Raw genomic sequence first — 17,037 nt, forward strand, 5'->3', positions numbered from 1 at the left:
CGCATTTCCGTGGGGAAAGAGATGGAAGAGTTTCACAAAGTCCGGCGTTTGCCGCCTTATGTTTTCGAACAGGTTAACCGTTTGAAAGCAAGCGCGCGAGCGGGGGGCGCCGATATCATCGATCTCGGCATGGGAAACCCTGACTTGCCCACGCCGAAGGCGATCGTCGACAAATTGTGCGAGGTGGTCCAGGACCCGCGCACCCATCGTTATTCGTCCTCCAAGGGCATCCCTGGACTTCGCCGCGCGCAGGCTGGCTATTATGCCCGCCGCTTTGGCGTGAAGCTCAACCCCGACACGCAGGTCGTCGCGACATTGGGATCCAAGGAAGGCTTCGCCAACATGGCGCAGGCCATCACCGCGCCCGGTGATGTCATCCTTTGCCCGAACCCGACCTACCCGATCCACGCATTCGGGTTTCTGATGGCGGGCGGCGTGATTCGCTCCATGTCGGTCGAGCCGGACGAGAGCTTCTTCCCGCCGCTGGAACGCGCGGTGAAGCATTCGATTCCGAAGCCGATCGCTCTGATCCTCAACTATCCATCGAACCCGACGGCCTATGTCGCGACGCTCGATTTCTACAAGGACGTCATAGCTTTCGCGAAGAAGCACGACATCATCGTGCTGTCGGATCTCGCGTATTCGGAAATCTATTTCGACGACAACGCACCGCCGCCGTCCGTTCTGGAAGTGCCGGGCGCCATGGATGTCGCAGTCGAGTTCACCTCGATGTCGAAGACCTTTTCCATGCCCGGCTGGCGGATGGGCTTTGCCGTCGGCAACGAACGCCTGATCGCGGCACTGACCCGCGTCAAGTCGTACCTCGATTATGGCGCATTCACGCCGATCCAGGTGGCAGCCACGCATGCGCTCAACGGGGACGGATCGGACATCGCGGAAGTTCGCAGCGTCTACAAGCGCCGCCGCGACGTCATGGTCGATGCCTTCGACAAGGCCGGATTCGACGTGCCGCCGCCGGCCGCCACGATGTTTGCATGGGCAAAGATTCCGGAAAAGTTCCGGCACCTCGGTTCGCTGGAATTCTCCAAGCTCCTGGTGGAAAAGGCCGACGTTGCTGTTGCGCCGGGTATCGGCTTCGGCGAGATGGGTGACGACTACGTCCGTCTGGCGCTCGTGGAGAACGAACACCGTATTCGCCAGGCGGCTCGCAACATCAAGAAGTTCATGTCGACCGCGGACGAGACGATGCACAACGTTATCTCTCTCAACGCTCATCGCTGATATAATCCCTCAACGACAGCCGCAACGGCGGCTGTCCTTCATGACATAATTTCAGGATCGATCCATGGCAGATGCCCTCAAAATCGGCATTGCGGGCTTGGGTACCGTCGGTGCTTCTCTCGTCCGTATCATTCAGCAGCGCAGCAACGAGCTTGCGGCAACGTGCGGCCGACCAATCCTGATTACCGGCGTTTCGGCCCGCGACAAGACCAAGGACCGCGGGATCAGCTTCGGCGGCATCGAGTGGTTCGACCGGCCGGAAGATCTTGCAGCCAAGGGTGACATCGACGTTTTCGTCGAGCTCATCGGCGGTGCGGAAGGCTCTGCAAACGTTTCGGTACGCACCGCGCTCGAACGTGGTCTCCATGTGGTGACAGCCAACAAGGCCCTGCTTGCCTATCACGGCGTCGAACTGGCGACGATCGCCGAGGAAAAGGGCGCACTACTGAACTACGAAGCAGCGGTTGCCGGCGGCATTCCGGTGATCAAGGCGCTGCGCGAGTCCCTGACGGGCAACACGATCGCCCGCGTCTACGGGATCATGAACGGTACCTGCAACTACATCCTCACCAAGATGGAGAAGGAAGGCCTTTCGTTCGCTGATTGCCTCAAGGAAGCGCAGCGGCTCGGCTATGCCGAAGCGGATCCGGCATTCGATATCGAGGGCAACGATACCGCCCACAAGCTTTCGATCCTGACGACCCTTGCCTTCGGAAACCAGATCGCAGTCGACGACATCTACCTCGAAGGCATCACCAACATTTCAATCGAGGACATCCATGCGGCCGCCGAGCTTGGCTATCGCATCAAGCTGCTCGGCGTTGCCCAGCGAACGGAAACCGGTATCGAGCAGCGCGTGCACCCCACCATGGTGCCGATCGATTCCGTCATCGCCCAGGTCGATGGCGTGACGAACGCTGTTGCAATCGAATCCGATGTGCTCGGCGAGTTGCTGATGGTCGGACCGGGCGCCGGCGGAAATGCCACGGCCTCGTCGGTGCTTGGCGATATCGCCGACATCGCCAAGAGCCGTCCTGGTGCGCAGCGCGTGCCGGTGCTCGGCCATCCGGCCAAGGCGCTGGAACCCTATCGCAAGGCACAGATGCAGAGCCACGAAGGCGGCTACTTCATCCGCCTGACGGTGCTCGACCGCACCGGCGTCTTTGCAAGCGTCGCCACGCGCATGGCCGAGAACCATATCTCGCTCGAGTCGATCGTGCAGCGTTCCAAGCAGCACCTGGCGCCATCGCATCACCAGACGATCATCCTCGTCACCCACGCGACGACCGAGGATTCGGTGCGCAAGGCGGTGAATGCGATCAAGGAAGAGGGGTATCTGGTTGGCGAGCCGCAGGTGATCCGCATCGAACGCCCGAAAGAAGTCTGAGGCTCCGGGTTGCACGACGGAGGTCAGATGGGGGTGGCGCTGCTGCGTCCACAGCTAACGCATCCGACCTTGCCCAAAACCGTTGTGCGCTCTGCCGAAGCCGCATAAATCTGCCCATACCGCTCCGGTCCCGGGGCGGTGACATCAGGCGAGGCAATCAGGCGACATGATGGATATAGCCGCCGATCCGGTACAGCGTGCTTTTCTCGGGGTGGAAAAATCCGTCCTCGACAATCGATGGATATCGCGGCTGGATCAGGCCGGGCAGAACAGAGCGCTGGCGATGTCGCAGGTGCACGGAATGCCGGACCTGATCGCCCGGGTTCTGGCCGGACGCGGAGTCAGCGTGGATGAGGCCCTAGAGTTCCTCGATCCGACGCTGCGCGGCCTGATGCCCGACCCGTATACGCTGACCGATTGCGAGAAGGCGGCCAAGAGGCTCGTCGAGGCGATCAAAGGCAAGCAGCAGGTGGCGATTTTCGGCGACTACGATGTCGATGGCGCTTCGTCTTCGGCATTGATGTACCGGTTCCTCAACCATTTCGGCGTCAAGTCCGAGATCTATATTCCGGATCGCGTCTTCGAAGGCTATGGGCCGAACGCTGCCGCTATCGATCAGTTGATCGACAATGGCGCGCGCCTTATCGTCACCGTCGACTGCGGTTCGACGAGCCATGAGGCTCTGGCTGCCGCTTCGAACCGCCGTGTCGACGTGGTTGTCATCGATCACCATCAGGTGACGCATGAGCTTCCGCCGTGCCATGCTCTCGTCAATCCCAACCGCGAGGACGATCTGTCCGGGCAGGGGCATCTATGCGCGGCCGGCGTCGTCTTCCTTGTTCTCGTCGCCACGCTGCGGCTGTTGCGCGAGGCTGGCGACCAGCGCGCGCGCACGATCGATCTGCTGCAATGGCTGGATATCGTTGCGCTGGCGACGGTCTGCGATGTGGTGCCGTTGAAGGGACTTAACCGGGCCTATGTCGTGAAGGGTCTGATTGCTGCACGCCATCAAGGCAACGCCGGGCTGACAGCACTGTTTCGCAAGGCTGGCCTGGCCGGGCCGGTGACCCCCCATCACTTTGGCTTCCTCATCGGCCCCAGAATCAATGCAGGCGGTCGCATCAGCGATGCGGCACTGGGCAGCCGCCTGCTGACGCTCGAAGATCCTGTCGAGGCAGAGGTCATTGCCCAGCGGCTTGACGAACTCAACCGTGACCGACAGACGATGGAGGCGGCGATGCTGCAGGAGGCGGAGGCCGAGGCGCTTGCCGAATATGGCGACGGCGAGGGCGCTTCGGTGATCGTCACGGCGCACGAGAAGTGGCACCCCGGGATTGTGGGGCTGATTGCGGCCCGCCTCAAGGAGAAGTTCAAGCGTCCGGCCTTTGCCATCGCCTTCGATCCTTCGGGCAGGGGCACCGGATCGGGCCGCTCGATCGCCGGTTTCGATATGGGCAGGATGGTGCGCGCCGCCGTGGACGAGGGACTGCTCGTCAAGGGCGGCGGTCATGCGATGGCCGCGGGCCTGACAGTCGAGCGCGAGAAGCTTGGGCGGCTTCGGAGCTTCTTCACGGAGCGAGCGGAAAAGACCGTGGCGGCACTGGTCGCCAACGAGACACTGAAGATCGACGGCGCGATCGGCGCGAGCGGCGCCACGCTCGACCTGATAGATCGCCTGGAAACCGCCGGTCCCTATGGCTCCGGCCACTCGCAGCCGGTCTTTGCGATCCCCGCCCACCGTCTTCGCGATTCGCGGCTTGTCGGCGAAAAGCATGTGAAGGTGACGCTGGAGGCGATGGATGGCGCTCGCCTCGATGGCATCGCCTTCCGTGCCGCCGACACCCAGCTCGGTAATCTTCTGCTGAACTCGCGGGGTGCCAGCGTGCATGTCGCAGGTTCGCTGGGCGCCGACCACTACCAGGGTTCGCGGCGCATCCAGCTGCGCGTGAGCGATGCCGCGCCGGCACGGTAAGGTAGGTCAGTGGACGCGCAACGCATTGGTCAGCAGCCGCATCAGATAACGATGTGCTGCGTCAGGTCGCTTTCGATGAAGATCATGTTGGGTTTGTAGCCGAGCTCGAGGAATTTTTCGCGGCGTTCCATATCGGCAGCGAAGATTATCGTGCTCTCAATACCCGGCTGCGCACTTTCATCCAGTTCCGAGGTAACCTCGATTTCCGCTGCCAGACCGACATCGCGAAGAAGTTCGGTAATCAACGCCGGATCAGCCATTCCGCTGAGAACGAGCCGATCTACCCCGGCGGTTGCACTCACCTGGTAGGCGAGCGTCTGCATCGCGACCAGCATTGGGAACGATTCGCGGAGCGCCGCGACTTCCGGATGGTCGGCCATGCCACCAAGTGCGATACGCGTATAGAGTTCGTATGCCTTGACGAAATCCTTGCGCGCCGCCCAGAAACGTAAGGCAACGACCATGCGGTTCAGCGTGAATACCCTGCACATCTCTTCGTAAATGGCGCGCGATTCCGGCCCCGTGCTGAGCTTTCCGCGCTTGGCGGCCATATAGAGGAAGTACTCAAGCCCGCCGCGATACCTGTCCCACGCGACCATGACCTCTTCGTTGCCGTTCTGGGAGCGGCTGGGCGCCAGCTTCGAGTTGACGACAGAGCGATAGAAAGGCTGTTTGAGGAAGGCAACGGCACCTTGATCCAGCACATGTGCGAGATAGGCAAAGTAGCAGAAGCAGAAGTCGCGCGGAACCCATGCCGATCTGAGTGCCGAAGATCGGTAGATCGCGATTTCCGGAAATATATGCCGCTCGAAGACGAACTGAAACACTTCGACGAAGTCATGCCGGGCAAACTTGATGTCTTGATCGACCTTGTAGAACGTGTGGAGATCGCGGTCCGCGATTTCGTCATAGAAATACCAGGTGGTGTGGCAGGCGGATACGTCTGAGTTGGCATCAAGATATGCGACGGTCGCGGTTACGCCTTCCGGAATCAGGAAGTCGTCGTCGGCGAGGTACACCGTATAATCGCCAACTGCATGGTGGAATGCGCTCGCGACATTCATATACGCCCCCCCGTTTATCGCACGGCGGAAATAGCGGATCGGAAGGCCCCTCGCGACAAACTCCTCGACCACTTGCGCGGTATTGTCGGTTGAGGCGTTGTCCGAAATTACGATCTCGTACGGGAAGTCGAACTTGTAGGTTTCGCAGTGTTCCAGCGCGTTGCGAAGATAAGCCTCGCGGTTATAGGTCGGTATGCAGATGCTGAGTTTGATGCCGCTCAATTCAATTGTCTCCAGGCAGGACCCGTTGCTTTCATCGCAGTGGTCGAAGGGCGCAGGCGCCAGAAATTGTGCAGAAGATGATTTCAAGGCAAGTCGACGCGCCGCGGAACTACCAACCGTGCTCCAAGTTTTCGGTTGGGAAGTGCCCCAGCAAGAATCACGACGTTCACCAAGATCGTCTCCGCGATGGCGATGTCTGCGCGGCTCGTTTGCCGGCAAAGATCTTGATGTGACTATCTATGGAACCGAGTTGGAGCGAGGCTTGCGTTCGCACCGGTGACGGCTCACCAGATCACAGCAGCGCTATGGGAAGTGGCACGTATACAAAATTACGGGGAGATATCCGCCAGCGGAAAAGCTCGATGCGAACCAAGTCGTCCGCATGTGACTGCCGGCTAAAGCTTTGATCCAACTGAGAAGTGGCACGCCCTAGGGGAGTCGAACCCCTCTTCCCAGAATGAAAATCTGGTGTCCTAACCGATAGACGAAGGGCGCTTCCTTCGTGGTGGCGCCCTTATAGCGGCAAAGCACATAAAAAATCGCGGCGAAGCCGTTTTTCCCCGCTTGTTGGGTGAAGCCGGAGTTTCGAGGCGGCTGCGGTTCTATTTTGACAAGATTAAGATATTGATTTTAAAAAATAATCACAGAACTGAATTGCCGGCGCCCCGTGAAGGCGTCGCGCAACTTGATTGCGTGAGTGGTCGTGCCTCAGGCGCGGGCCTCGAAAACCATGTTGAAGGGCGTCTCGGTTGCGCGGTGGAAGTGCGAGAAGCCTGCGTCGAGTGCGACCTTGCGCAGCTTCATCTCTCCCGCCTGGGCGCCGAGCGCCAGTCCGACCTCCTGCGACATTGAGGCCGGCGTGCAGATCATGGTTGACGCCCCGTAGTAGACGCGCCCGACCGGGTTAAGATTGTCCTTAAGACGGTCGTGCGCAAAAGGTTCGACGATCATCCAGGTTCCGCCGGGAGACAGTGCTTCCTTGACGTGCCTTCCGGCGCCAACCGGATCTCCCATGTCGTGCAAGCAGTCGAACATCGCGATCAGGTCGTAGCTTCCTGCCGGGAAGCTCGCTGCCGAGGCCTGCTCGAATGTGACGCGATCGGCGACGCCCGCCTCCTCGGCGGCGGCCTTCGCTTTCTCGATAGACGGCATATGATAGTCGAATCCGAAGAACCTGGATGCCGGATAGGCCTTTGCCATGAGTATGGTCGATGCGCCGTGGCCGCAACCGATATCGGCCACTCTTGCTCCGGCTTTGAGCTGTGCTTCCACGCCTTTGAGGGCAGGAATCCACTCAGCGATGAGATTGTTGTTGTAGCCGGTGCGGAAAAAGCGCTCGGTGCCGCGGAAGAGGCAGGCGCTGTGCTCATGCCAGCCGACACCCTTGCCGGTGCGAAAAGCATCGGCGATCTTGGGCTCGTCCGTCCACATCGCCTGGACAAGCTGGAAAGCGCCGGTGAAGAATGCCGGACTGTCTTCCTCCGCGAATACCACAGCCTGCTCCGGTGTGAGACTGAAGCGGTCAGTCTTTTCGTCATAGGCAAGATAGTCGGCTGCAGCGAGTGCCGAGAGCCATTCGCGAAGGTAGCGTTCGCTGATCGCAGTCTTCCTGGAAAGCTCGGTCGAGGTCACGGGCGTGCCGTCGGCCATGGCCTTGAACAGGCCCACGTCGTCTCCGAGCACCACCAAGGCCCCGGATACGGCCGCTCCAACGTCGCCGATCAACCGGCCGACGAGAGCTTCCACTTTTTGCATGTCGGGTTGGCGCATGTCATCCTCCATTTGTAATGCAGGGAAGAACCAGCAATGCCCATCGTACCACCCGTGAAAGCTGGATGGAAGGAATATGAGCGCGGACGGCAGTGTCCACAATGCGGCCCCGGCGATTGCGCAGCCACGACAGCGCCGAAACGAAAAAACCGCCGGAGCAGGCTCCAGCGGTTTTCCAAGTTGCAGGCAAAATGTTTCAGTGCAGGATCTGGCTGAGGAACAGCTTGGTTCGCTCGTGCTGCGGATTGTCGAAGAATTCCGCCGGCGAGTTCTGTTCGACGATCTGGCCCTGGTCCATGAAGATCACGCGGTTTGCGACCTGGCGTGCGAAGCCCATCTCGTGCGTGACGCACAGCATGGTCATTCCTTCCTCGGCAAGCCCGACCATGGTCTCCAGTACTTCCTTGATCATTTCCGGATCGAGTGCCGATGTCGGCTCGTCGAACAGCATGATTTTCGGGTTCATGCACAGCGAGCGTGCAATCGCCACGCGCTGTTGTTGCCCGCCTGAAAGCTGGCCCGGGTATTTGTGGGCCTGCTCGGGAATCTTGACCCGCGTCAGGAAGTGCATGGCGACTTCTTCCGCCTGCTTCTTCGGCATCTTGCGGACCCAGATCGGCGCCAGGGTGCAATTTTCGAGGATCGTCAGGTGCGGGAACAGGTTGAAGTGCTGGAAAACCATGCCGACTTCGCGACGCACTTCGTCGATCTTCTTCAGGTCGTTGGTGAGTTCTACACCATCGACGACGATCTGCCCCTTCTGGTGCTCCTCCAGGCGGTTGATGCAGCGGATCATTGTCGACTTGCCGGAGCCAGATGGGCCGGCGATGACGATGCGTTCTCCGCGCATGACCTTGAGGTTGATGTCACGCAGCACGTGAAAGTCGCCATACCACTTGTTCATGTTGACGATCTCGACCGCAACGTCGGTCGACGAAACCGTCATCTTCTTGGGTTGTGCCTCAGCCATAATTTGCTCCCTCATTCTTATCGTTTGTGGCCAGTATCAAGATGGCGTTCCATGAAGCTTGAATAGCGCGACATGCCGAAGCAGAACAACCAAAAAACAAAACCGGCAAAGACCAGCCCCGTCAGCGGCGTGACGGCGCTTGCCCAATTCGCATCGCTGAAATTAAGCCGTACGATGCCAAGCAGGTCGAACATACCGATGATGGACACCAGCGACGTGTCCTTGAACATGCCGATGAACGTATTGACGATTCCCGGGATGACCAGCTTTATCGCCTGCGGCAGGACAATGAGCCGCGTCTTCTGCCAGTAGCCGAGGCCAAGCGAATCGGCGCCCTCGAACTGGCCTTTCGGGATAGCCTGAAGCCCGCCGCGGATCACTTCGGCCATATAAGCCGAAGCAAAGATCGCCACGCCGATCAGGGCGCGCAGAAGCTTGTCGACGGTCCATCCGGTCGGCAGGAACAGCGGCAGCATGACGCTCGCCATGAACAACACCGTGATCAGCGGAATGCCGCGGATGATCTCGATGAAGGCGACACAGACAATGCGGATGACCGGCATTGACGAGCGGCGTCCCAGGGCAAGCACGATGCCGAAGGGCAATGATACGGCGATGCCGACAAAGGACAGCACAAGCGTTACCATCAGGCCGCCCCAGAGCGGGGTCTCTACGATCTCGAGACCGAAGCCCCCATAGAGCAGCCAGAACGAAAAGATCGGCAATGCGCCAAACAGTATAAGCGCGTTCAAGCCTTTCCGGGGCACCTTGGGGATCAGGATCGGGATCAATAGCAGCACGAAAAGAGCGCCGACGATCGTCGGGCGCCAGCGTTCGCCAATCGGATAACGTCCGAAGATGAACTGGTCGAACTTGGCGTTGACGAACGCCCAGCAGGCACCGCTCCAGCCGTCCGGCTGGATTCCGCCCTGGACCGCCGTGGCGCAGAATGTCCGGTCGCTGCCCTGCCAGACAGCCTGGATGAACAGCCAGTTAATCAGGTGCGGCAGTGCCCAAGCCAGGAAGGCGACGGCGATGATGGTTAGGACGATATCCTTCGGCGTGGCGAGCAGGTTCTTGCGGAGCCATGCCATCGCGCCTCTTTCGCCCGGAGGCGCGGGTTCGGCAGCAAGGATGGCGGTTCGTACGTAGGCGCTGTTGGATCCGGACATTCTATCTCTCCACCAGGGCCATCTTGGCGTTGAACCAGTTCATGAAAAGCGACGTCAAGATACTGAGGCCGAGGTAGATGACGGCCCAGATCAACACCACTTCGATCGCCTGGCCGGTCTGGTTGAGGATAGTACCGCCGACGGCGACGAGGTCCGAAAAGCCGATGGCGATCGCGAGGGACGAGTTCTTCGTCAGGTTGAGATACTGGCTGGTCAATGGAGGGATGATGATGCGCATAGCCTGCGGCACGACCACCAGACGCGTGACGCTGGACGGATGAAGACCCAGGGCTCCCGCCGCTTCCGACTGACCCTTGGCCACGCCCCTGATACCGCCGCGAACAATCTCGGCGATGAAGGACGCCGTATAGAACGACAGCGCGAGAAACAGCGACATGAACTCCGGCCCGACAACCGAGCCGCCGGTCAGGTTGAACTTGCCGGCAACCGGGACATCAAACGACAACGGCATACCGCTCGCCAGGAATACTAACACCGGTAGGCCCACAATGAGGCCGATCGAGACCCAGATCGTATGGAACTGCTGGCCGGTGGCGGCCTGTCGCTTGTGCGCCCAGCGCGCAGTGAAGAAAGCTGCGACGATGCCGACCAGCAGCGCCGCGCCGACAACCTCGATGCCGCTTTCGAAGATCGGCCTGGGAAAGGCGAGGCCTCGATTGTTCAGGAACATGCTGAACGGCAGGTGCACCGATTCGCGCGGTTGCGGCAGCACTGCAAGAACGCCGGAGTACCAGAAGAAGATGACGAGCAGCGGCGGGATATTGCGGAAAACTTCAACGTAGACGGTGCACAGCTTGGCGATCAGCCAGTTGCGAGACAAGCGCCCGATACCGACGAGAAAGCCGATGATCGTGGCTGTGAAGATCCCGGTAATCGCAACAAGGATAGTGTTTAGCAGGCCGACCACGAGGGCGCGAGCATAGGTCGAGTCGCTCGAATAGCCGATCAGCGACTGACCGATTTCGAATCCAGCGCGTCCGCGCAGGAACGCGAATCCGGATGCCGTATTGCTGCGGGCGAGATTTTGCGCCGTATTGTGGGCGATCCACCAGATGCCGCCGACGAGAACGATAATTGTGAGCGCTTGAAAGAAGATGCTTCGGTATTTCGGATCATATATCAAAGACCGGAAGCTTCCGCCGCTTTCGGGCAAAGGTGTCGTGTGCACAGCCTCTTGCGTCATGCCGAGCCAATTCCCCTATGAGCCCTTTCTGGGCTTTTTCTTTATGGTGGAAAGGCAGCATCAAGCCGCCTTCCCAAGTCGCTGATACCGGTGCGGCTTAACGGATCGGCGGAGCGTACTGAATGCCGCCCTTGTTCCAAAGCGCATTCAGGCCACGCTCGATCTTCAGCGGGCTGCCCTGACCGATGTTGCGTTCGAACACTTCGCTGTAGTTTCCAACGTTCTTGATGACGTTGTAGGCCCATTCGTTGGTCAGGCCGAGGTCGGTGCCGATTTTCGTGTCAGCTTCGCTGCCGAGGAAGCGCTTGATGTCAGGGTTCGGCGAGTTCTTCATCTCGTCGACGTTCGCCTGGGTAATGCCGAACTCTTCGGCGTTGATCATCGCGTAGGCGGTCCAGGAAACGACATCGAACCACTGATCGTCACCCTGGCGAACGGCCGGGCCAAGCGGTTCCTTCGAGATGATTTCCGGAAGAACGATGTGTTCGCTCGGGTTCTTCAGCGTCAGACGCAGCGAATAAAGACCCGACTGGTCGGTCGTGTATACATCGCAACGGCCCGCATCATACGCGGCGTTGACTTCTTCAAGCTTGTCGAAGACAACCGGGTTGTACTGCATGTTGTTGGCTTTGAAGTAGTCGGCGAGGTTGAGTTCGGTGGTCGTGCCCGACTGGACGCAGACGGCTGCGCCGGAGAGTTCCAGCGCCGACTTAACGTTCAGGCTCTGGCGAACCATGAAGCCCTGACCGTCGTAATAGGTGATCGGGCGAAAGTTGAAACCGAGAGCCGTATCGCGGTTGACCGTCCACGTCGTGTTGCGCGAGAGCAGATCGATTTCGCCGGACTGCAGCGCCGTGAAGCGTTCCTTGGCGTTTGTCGGCGTGTACTTGACCTTGGTCGGATCGCCGAAAATCGCCGAAGCGACTGCCTTGCAGAAATCGACGTCGAACCCGGCCCAGTTGCCGGAGGCATCAGGCTGTGCGAAACCGAGAAGGCCGGTATTGACGCCGCACTGCACGAAACCCTTTGCCTTTACGTCGTCGAGCGTGTTGGCAGAAGCTGCCGAGGCGCCAAGTCCGAACACTGCTGCGCCGATCGCGGCGGACAGGAGCTTAATCTTCATTTTTCCCAACCTTTTCCATTATCTTATCTTTTCTTGTGGGAGCGTTAGCTGAAGCTCGCGGACCTCCCAGGCGACCCGACACCCTCCCGGCGCGAGTGGGCCTATCACAGTCGCAAAAGGCACTATGGTCAAGTGTCGCAGTACAAGAATGCGTGATATTTCGGCAATTCTCGCTCCAGGGCGCCCAAAATAAGCAAATGACTACGGAATGGGCACGATTTGGTGAAAAAAACTGCGGAAAGCTACTGATATATCTGGCGAATTCGCGAGGCGAGCAACAATGGGGCTTTTGAAGCGGGGTTGACCCAGCCATCCGGCAGGTTCAAGAGTTCGTCGATTGCTTCCTACCGCCAAAGGCTATTTCCGACATGAAAGATAGAGACAGTCTGCTTGAGAATGCAGGCATCAACACGCGCCTTTCCCATCTTGGCAACGATCCGTCCGAATACCACGGCTTCGTCAATCCGCCCGTCGTCCACGCCTCGACGGTGCTATTTCCGAATGCACGGGCGATGGAAACGCGGGCCCAGAAATACACTTACGGAACGCGCGGTACACCGACGACGGACGCGCTCTGCGAGGCGATCGATGCGCTCGAGGGTTCTGCGGGCACGATTCTTGTTCCATCGGGCCTTGCCGCCGTTACCGTTCCATTCCTGGCGTTTCTGTCGGCCGGCGACCATGCACTGATCGTCGATTCTGTGTATGGCCCGACCCGGCATTTCTGTGACACCATGCTGAAGCGTCTTGGCGTCGAGGCGGAGTACTACGACCCCATGGTCGGCGCGGGAATCGAAGCACTCATCAGGCCCAATACCAGGCTGGTCCACACAGAAGCTCCGGGCTCGAACACTTTCGAGATGCAGGACATCCCATTGATCGCTGCGATTGCGCACAAGCACGGCGCGGTCGTGACCATGGACAACACCTGGGCGACGCCGGTCTACTTCAGGCCGCTTGATTATGGAGCCGACATATCGATCCATGCGGCGACGAAATACCCGTCCGGCCATTCCGACATCCTGATGGGAACCGTCTCGGCCAACGCCAAGCATTGGGCGCAGCTTCACGAGGCAAACATCACGCTCGGTATCTGCGGCGCGCCTGACGATGCCTACCAGATCCTGCGTGGACTGCGTACCATGGGCGTCCGGCTGGAACGTCACTACGAAAGTGCGCTGACGATCGCGACGTGGCTTGAGGGCAGGGAAGACGTCGCCAGCGTCCTTCACCCGGCACTGCCGAGCTTCCCCTCGCACGATCTGTGGAAACGCGACTTCAAGGGCGCCAGCGGCATCTTCTCCTTTGTGCTTTCCGTCGACGCACCGGAAAAGTTCAAGCCCAAGGCTCATGCCTTCCTCGATGCGCTGCGCATCTTTGGTCTGGGCTGGTCATGGGGTGGCTTCGAAAGCCTTGCACTTCACGTCAACCTGAACGACCGCCGTATTCGCAAGGCGCCGACCGAAGGGCCGGTGATCCGCCTGCAGATCGGTCTCGAGGACGTGGCCGATATCAAGGCCGATGTCGAGCGCGGCTTTGCGGCAGCCGCTGAGGTGTGATCAGCCGGTCGCTCGGTAGCCGTAGATCCAGTCGAGATCGGCTGCGAGGCTTTCCGGCGGTTTCAGGGACAGGACGAGATCACGCCCGATGCGGATCGGTCCGCGGGCGTGGTAGGCAAACTGGTTCAGCGCGCCGCGCTGGCGCAGACGGTTGATGCGTGGAACCCGGTGCGCTTCGAACAGCGACAGCGCCTCCGGGACGGGGCGTGTCGCCACGAACGTTGCAAGTTCATAACCATCCTCGATCGCCATCGCCGCGCCCTGCGCCGCAAACGGCATCATGGCATGGGCGGCATCGCCGATCAGCACTGTGTCCTTGCCGTTATGCCACTTACCTCGCGTCGTCTCGTAGAGCGGCCAGAAGGTCATGTCGTCAGCTTGCGCGAAAAGCGCGCGAAGGGCATCGTTCCATCGCGCAAAACGTGACGTCATTTGCTGGCGCTGGGCACCGGTCGGCTGGCTGAGCCAATAATGAGGCGCAGAATTCCCCGCGACGATCGCCACCATGTTGAAGCTGCCGGTCTCGTTGAGTGGATAGCAGACAAGGTGGGCAGAGGGACCAAGAAATGCCGAGACGCAATCGCGGTCGAGGAAACTGGGCGCACCGGTCGCCGAAACCGTAAATCGATAAGCTATGTTGCCGGAGAAGCGAGGTGCGGGACTGTCCTCGATGGCATGGCGTACTTGCGACCAGACGCCGTCAGCACCGATGAGAATGTCAGGCGCGCGCGTGCAGTCGGGGAGGGCGCGCCCGTCTGCCCTTGCACCGAGATGCAATGTGCAAAGGGGCGCCTCCTCCACCGCATCGAGCAGTGCCTGCTGCAGGGTGGCACGATGCAGGACACCATAAGGGGATCCCCAGCGAGCGCGCGCGAATTCGCCGGCTGGAACGGTCGCCAGCCGGCGAAGCGATTTCCCCGATATCAGTCGAATGGCGCGCGGTTCGACCCAGACTTTGGTCAACCGCTCGAGAACGTCGAGCTTCGCGAGGATTCGTGTGGCGTTTGGGGACACCTGCAGGCCAGCGCCAACCTCGTTCATTGCCGGTGCCTGCTCGAAAATCTCCGAGCGTATGCCCCGCTTTGCCAGCGCAAGCGCAGCCGTCAGGCCCGCGACCCCGGCGCCGATGATGGCGGCATGTTCGGCCGGCATTGGCGATCCGATCTCGAAGGGAAAATGCTACGCAGCCTTGATGTGAAAAACACAGCCTGCGGGGTTGGTCTGGTTTGCCTTGAGCGCGCCGTTGAACCGGTAGAGCGTCGAACAGTACGAACAGACCTTCTCGTCGTCATCGCCCATGTCGATGAAGATATGCGGGTGATCGAAGGGCGTGGAGGCGCCGGTGCACATGAACTCCTTCACGCCGACTTCGATAACGCGGTGTCCGCCGTCGTTCTGGAAGTGGGGAATGTTGTGGCCGGCCATGTCTATCTCCGAATGCTTTGAAACGTGCGCGGACCTTATAATCCTTCAGCGCAAATGTGTAGAGCCAAAGACGTGCCAGGCGGACAGTTTTTAGCGCGCACAGGGGTTCACGTCGGGAAGGTGATAAAATATGGTCCGGCCGAAAAAGGATTGCCTAGATGAACCTGAATACGCCCGCCTTTTCCAGCTTCACGCATCACGGATTGAAGCTGGCATTCTTTGACGAAGGCGATCCAGCCGGCGCACCGGTGCTGTTGATCCACGGCTTTGCCTCGACCGCGAGCGTCAACTGGGTTTATCCGGGCTGGCTGAAAACACTCGGCGACGCAGGCTATCGGGTGATTGCCATCGACAATCGCGGGCATGGGGCGAGCGACAAGCCGCGCGACGTGGAGGCGTACCGCCCCTGGCATATGGCCGGCGATGCGATCGCCCTTCTCGACCACCTCGGAATTCCCGAGGCTAACGTGATGGGCTACTCGATGGGCGCGCGCATTTCGGTCTTCGCCGCACTCGCGCATCCCGATCGCGTCCGTTCGCTGGTTCTCGGCGGCCTTGGGATTGGCATGACGGATGGCGTTGGCGACTGGGATCCGATTGCCGATGCGCTGCTTGCGCCATCGCTCGACGGCGTGGTGCATGACCGCGGACGGATGTTTCGGGCCTTCGCGGAACAGACGAAAGGTGATCGTCAGGCGCTCGCCGCGTGCATCCGGGGTTCGCGTGACCTTGTCTCGCGGGCCGACATGGGGAAGATCGACGCGCCAACGCTGATCGGGGTGGGAACGAAGGATGATATCGCGGGTTCACCTCATGAACTGGCGGCTTTGATGCGAGATGCCCGAGCCCTCGACATACCGGGGCGCGATCACATGCTGGCTGTCGGCGACAGGGTGTTCAAGGCGGCAGTACTGGAATTCTACGCTAACGTCGCCGCGCGATGATACGCTGCAAGGCTACCTGAAGAAACGTCCGAAACATTGTCAGGACACCCATTTATGTTGCAGGTCTTTTGGCTTATATAAAGCCATTCAGACGGCATACGAGGAGACCTTTTATGGTCGCGAAGACAGATATTCGTTCTCTTGAGACGGCGAACTCCCTCAAGGCGATGGATCCGATCTGGGACAGCCTGCGGGAAGAAGCCCGCCTTGCCGCCGAAAGCGATCCGGTGCTGGCGGCTTTCCTCTATTCGACCGTGCTGAACTACCGCTCGCTGGAAGAGTGTGTCATCTATCGAATCTGCGAACGCCTCGACCATCCCGACATGCAGGCAATCCTGCTGCGCCAGACCTTCGACCAGATGCTGGAAGACTGGCCGGAATGGAGCACCATCCTGCGCGTCGACATTCAGGCAATCTACGATCGCGATCCGGCCTGCCTTCGGTTCATGGAAGCCGTGCTGTATTTCAAGGGGTTCCACGCCTTGCAGACGCACCGGCTGGCGCACTGGCTGCTGAACCGCGGACGTCGCGACCTGGCGCTTTATCTGCAAAGCAGGTCATCCAGCATTTTCCAGACGGACATCAACCCCGCTGCCCGGATCGGTAGGGGCATTTTCCTTGATCACGCAACCGGTCTCGTCGTGGGCGAAACCGCTGTGATCGGTGACAACGTCTCCATCCTGCACGGCGTAACGCTTGGCGGCACGGGCAAGGAAGGGTCTGACCGCCATCCGAAGATCGGCAGCGGCGTGCTCATCGGTGCCGGTGCCAAGATTCTCGGCAACATAGAGATCGGCTATTGCTCGCGTATCGCCGCCGGTTCAGTCGTCCTGAAGGCTGTTCCTCCCAAGACGACGGTAGCCGGAGTGCCGGCCAAGGTGGTCGGAGAGGCTGGCTGTTCGGAGCCGTCGCGCGTGATGGACCAGGTGATCGGCGCGGATATCTGAGCTCGGCTGTGACATGAGGGTGGCGGGAATAGCGTT

General features: G+C 60.0%; 14 protein-coding genes and 1 tRNA gene. 6 read left to right on the forward strand and 9 right to left on the reverse strand.

Features of this window, described 5'->3' with window-relative positions; all coding sequences use genetic code 11:
- Positions 1-21 precede the first annotated feature (21 nt).
- The 3 genes from ASC90_RS09435 to recJ all read left to right on the forward strand — a co-directional run bounded on the left by ASC90_RS09435 (position 22) and on the right by recJ (position 4,601).
- Complete coding sequence (locus ASC90_RS09435; RefSeq protein ID WP_056540152.1) at positions 22-1,242, forward strand: LL-diaminopimelate aminotransferase; 1,221 nt, start codon at positions 22-24, stop codon at positions 1,240-1,242.
- Positions 1,243-1,306: 64 nt separating this feature from the next.
- Entirely contained in the window at positions 1,307-2,629 is a 1,323-nt protein-coding gene (locus tag ASC90_RS09440; RefSeq protein WP_056538789.1) for a homoserine dehydrogenase, read from the forward strand.
- A 166-nt stretch (positions 2,630-2,795) separates the two neighbouring features.
- Entirely contained in the window at positions 2,796-4,601 is a 1,806-nt protein-coding gene (gene recJ / locus ASC90_RS09445) for a single-stranded-DNA-specific exonuclease RecJ (protein WP_056538792.1), read from the forward strand.
- Positions 4,602-4,642: 41 nt separating this feature from the next.
- Here the strand turns inward: recJ and ASC90_RS09450 are convergent, their stop codons facing one another.
- From ASC90_RS09450 to ASC90_RS09480, 7 genes are all read right to left on the reverse strand, one after another.
- Positions 4,643-5,887 (reverse strand): glycosyltransferase family 2 protein, encoded by a 1,245-nt coding sequence (locus ASC90_RS09450; RefSeq protein ID WP_056538795.1) that lies wholly within the window; start codon positions 5,885-5,887, stop codon positions 4,643-4,645.
- Positions 5,888-6,307: 420 nt separating this feature from the next.
- Positions 6,308-6,382, reverse strand: a tRNA-Glu gene (locus tag ASC90_RS09455).
- A 213-nt stretch (positions 6,383-6,595) separates the two neighbouring features.
- Positions 6,596-7,657, reverse strand: coding sequence for a class I SAM-dependent methyltransferase (locus ASC90_RS09460; protein WP_056538798.1), 1,062 nt, complete (start codon positions 7,655-7,657; stop codon positions 6,596-6,598).
- A gap of 196 nt (positions 7,658-7,853) precedes the next feature.
- Complete coding sequence (locus tag ASC90_RS09465) at positions 7,854-8,627, reverse strand: amino acid ABC transporter ATP-binding protein (protein WP_056538800.1); 774 nt, start codon at positions 8,625-8,627, stop codon at positions 7,854-7,856.
- Positions 8,628-8,644: 17 nt separating this feature from the next.
- A complete protein-coding gene (locus tag ASC90_RS09470; RefSeq protein ID WP_056538803.1) occupies positions 8,645-9,799 on the reverse strand; it encodes an amino acid ABC transporter permease in 1,155 nt (384 codons plus the stop codon).
- A gap of 1 nt (position 9,800) precedes the next feature.
- Entirely contained in the window at positions 9,801-11,003 is a 1,203-nt protein-coding gene (locus ASC90_RS09475; protein WP_056538807.1) for an amino acid ABC transporter permease, read from the reverse strand.
- A 97-nt stretch (positions 11,004-11,100) separates the two neighbouring features.
- The gene (locus ASC90_RS09480; protein WP_056538810.1) at positions 11,101-12,126 is read right to left on the reverse strand and encodes an amino acid ABC transporter substrate-binding protein; all 1,026 of its coding nucleotides are present in this window, start codon (positions 12,124-12,126) and stop codon (positions 11,101-11,103) included.
- 368 nt (positions 12,127-12,494) lie between these two features.
- Between ASC90_RS09480 and ASC90_RS09485 the strand changes: the two genes are divergently transcribed.
- On the forward strand, positions 12,495-13,685 hold the full coding sequence (locus ASC90_RS09485) for a cystathionine beta-lyase (protein WP_056538812.1): 1,191 nt from the start codon (positions 12,495-12,497) through the stop codon (positions 13,683-13,685).
- On the opposite strand, the gene ASC90_RS09490 is transcribed toward ASC90_RS09485, so the two are convergent.
- Both ASC90_RS09490 and ASC90_RS09495 read right to left on the reverse strand, forming a co-directional pair.
- Entirely contained in the window at positions 13,686-14,837 is a 1,152-nt protein-coding gene (locus ASC90_RS09490; RefSeq protein WP_056538815.1) for an FAD-dependent monooxygenase, read from the reverse strand.
- Positions 14,838-14,864: 27 nt separating this feature from the next.
- Complete coding sequence (locus tag ASC90_RS09495; RefSeq protein WP_056538819.1) at positions 14,865-15,110, reverse strand: zinc-finger domain-containing protein; 246 nt, start codon at positions 15,108-15,110, stop codon at positions 14,865-14,867.
- A 158-nt stretch (positions 15,111-15,268) separates the two neighbouring features.
- On the opposite strand from ASC90_RS09495, the gene ASC90_RS09500 reads away from it, so the two are divergent.
- Together ASC90_RS09500 and cysE are read left to right on the forward strand one after the other, a co-directional pair.
- Positions 15,269-16,054, forward strand: coding sequence for an alpha/beta hydrolase (locus ASC90_RS09500; RefSeq protein WP_056538822.1), 786 nt, complete (start codon positions 15,269-15,271; stop codon positions 16,052-16,054).
- Between the two features lie 113 nt (positions 16,055-16,167).
- Positions 16,168-17,001: a serine O-acetyltransferase gene (gene cysE, locus ASC90_RS09505; protein WP_056538823.1), complete on the forward strand. Its 834-nt coding sequence runs from the start codon at positions 16,168-16,170 to the stop codon at positions 16,999-17,001.
- The last annotated feature ends 36 nt before the right edge of the window (positions 17,002-17,037 follow it).

Origin of the sequence: Rhizobium sp. Root1220, from assembly GCF_001426265.1 — a bacterium.
Lineage (GTDB): Bacteria > Pseudomonadota > Alphaproteobacteria > Rhizobiales > Rhizobiaceae > Rhizobium.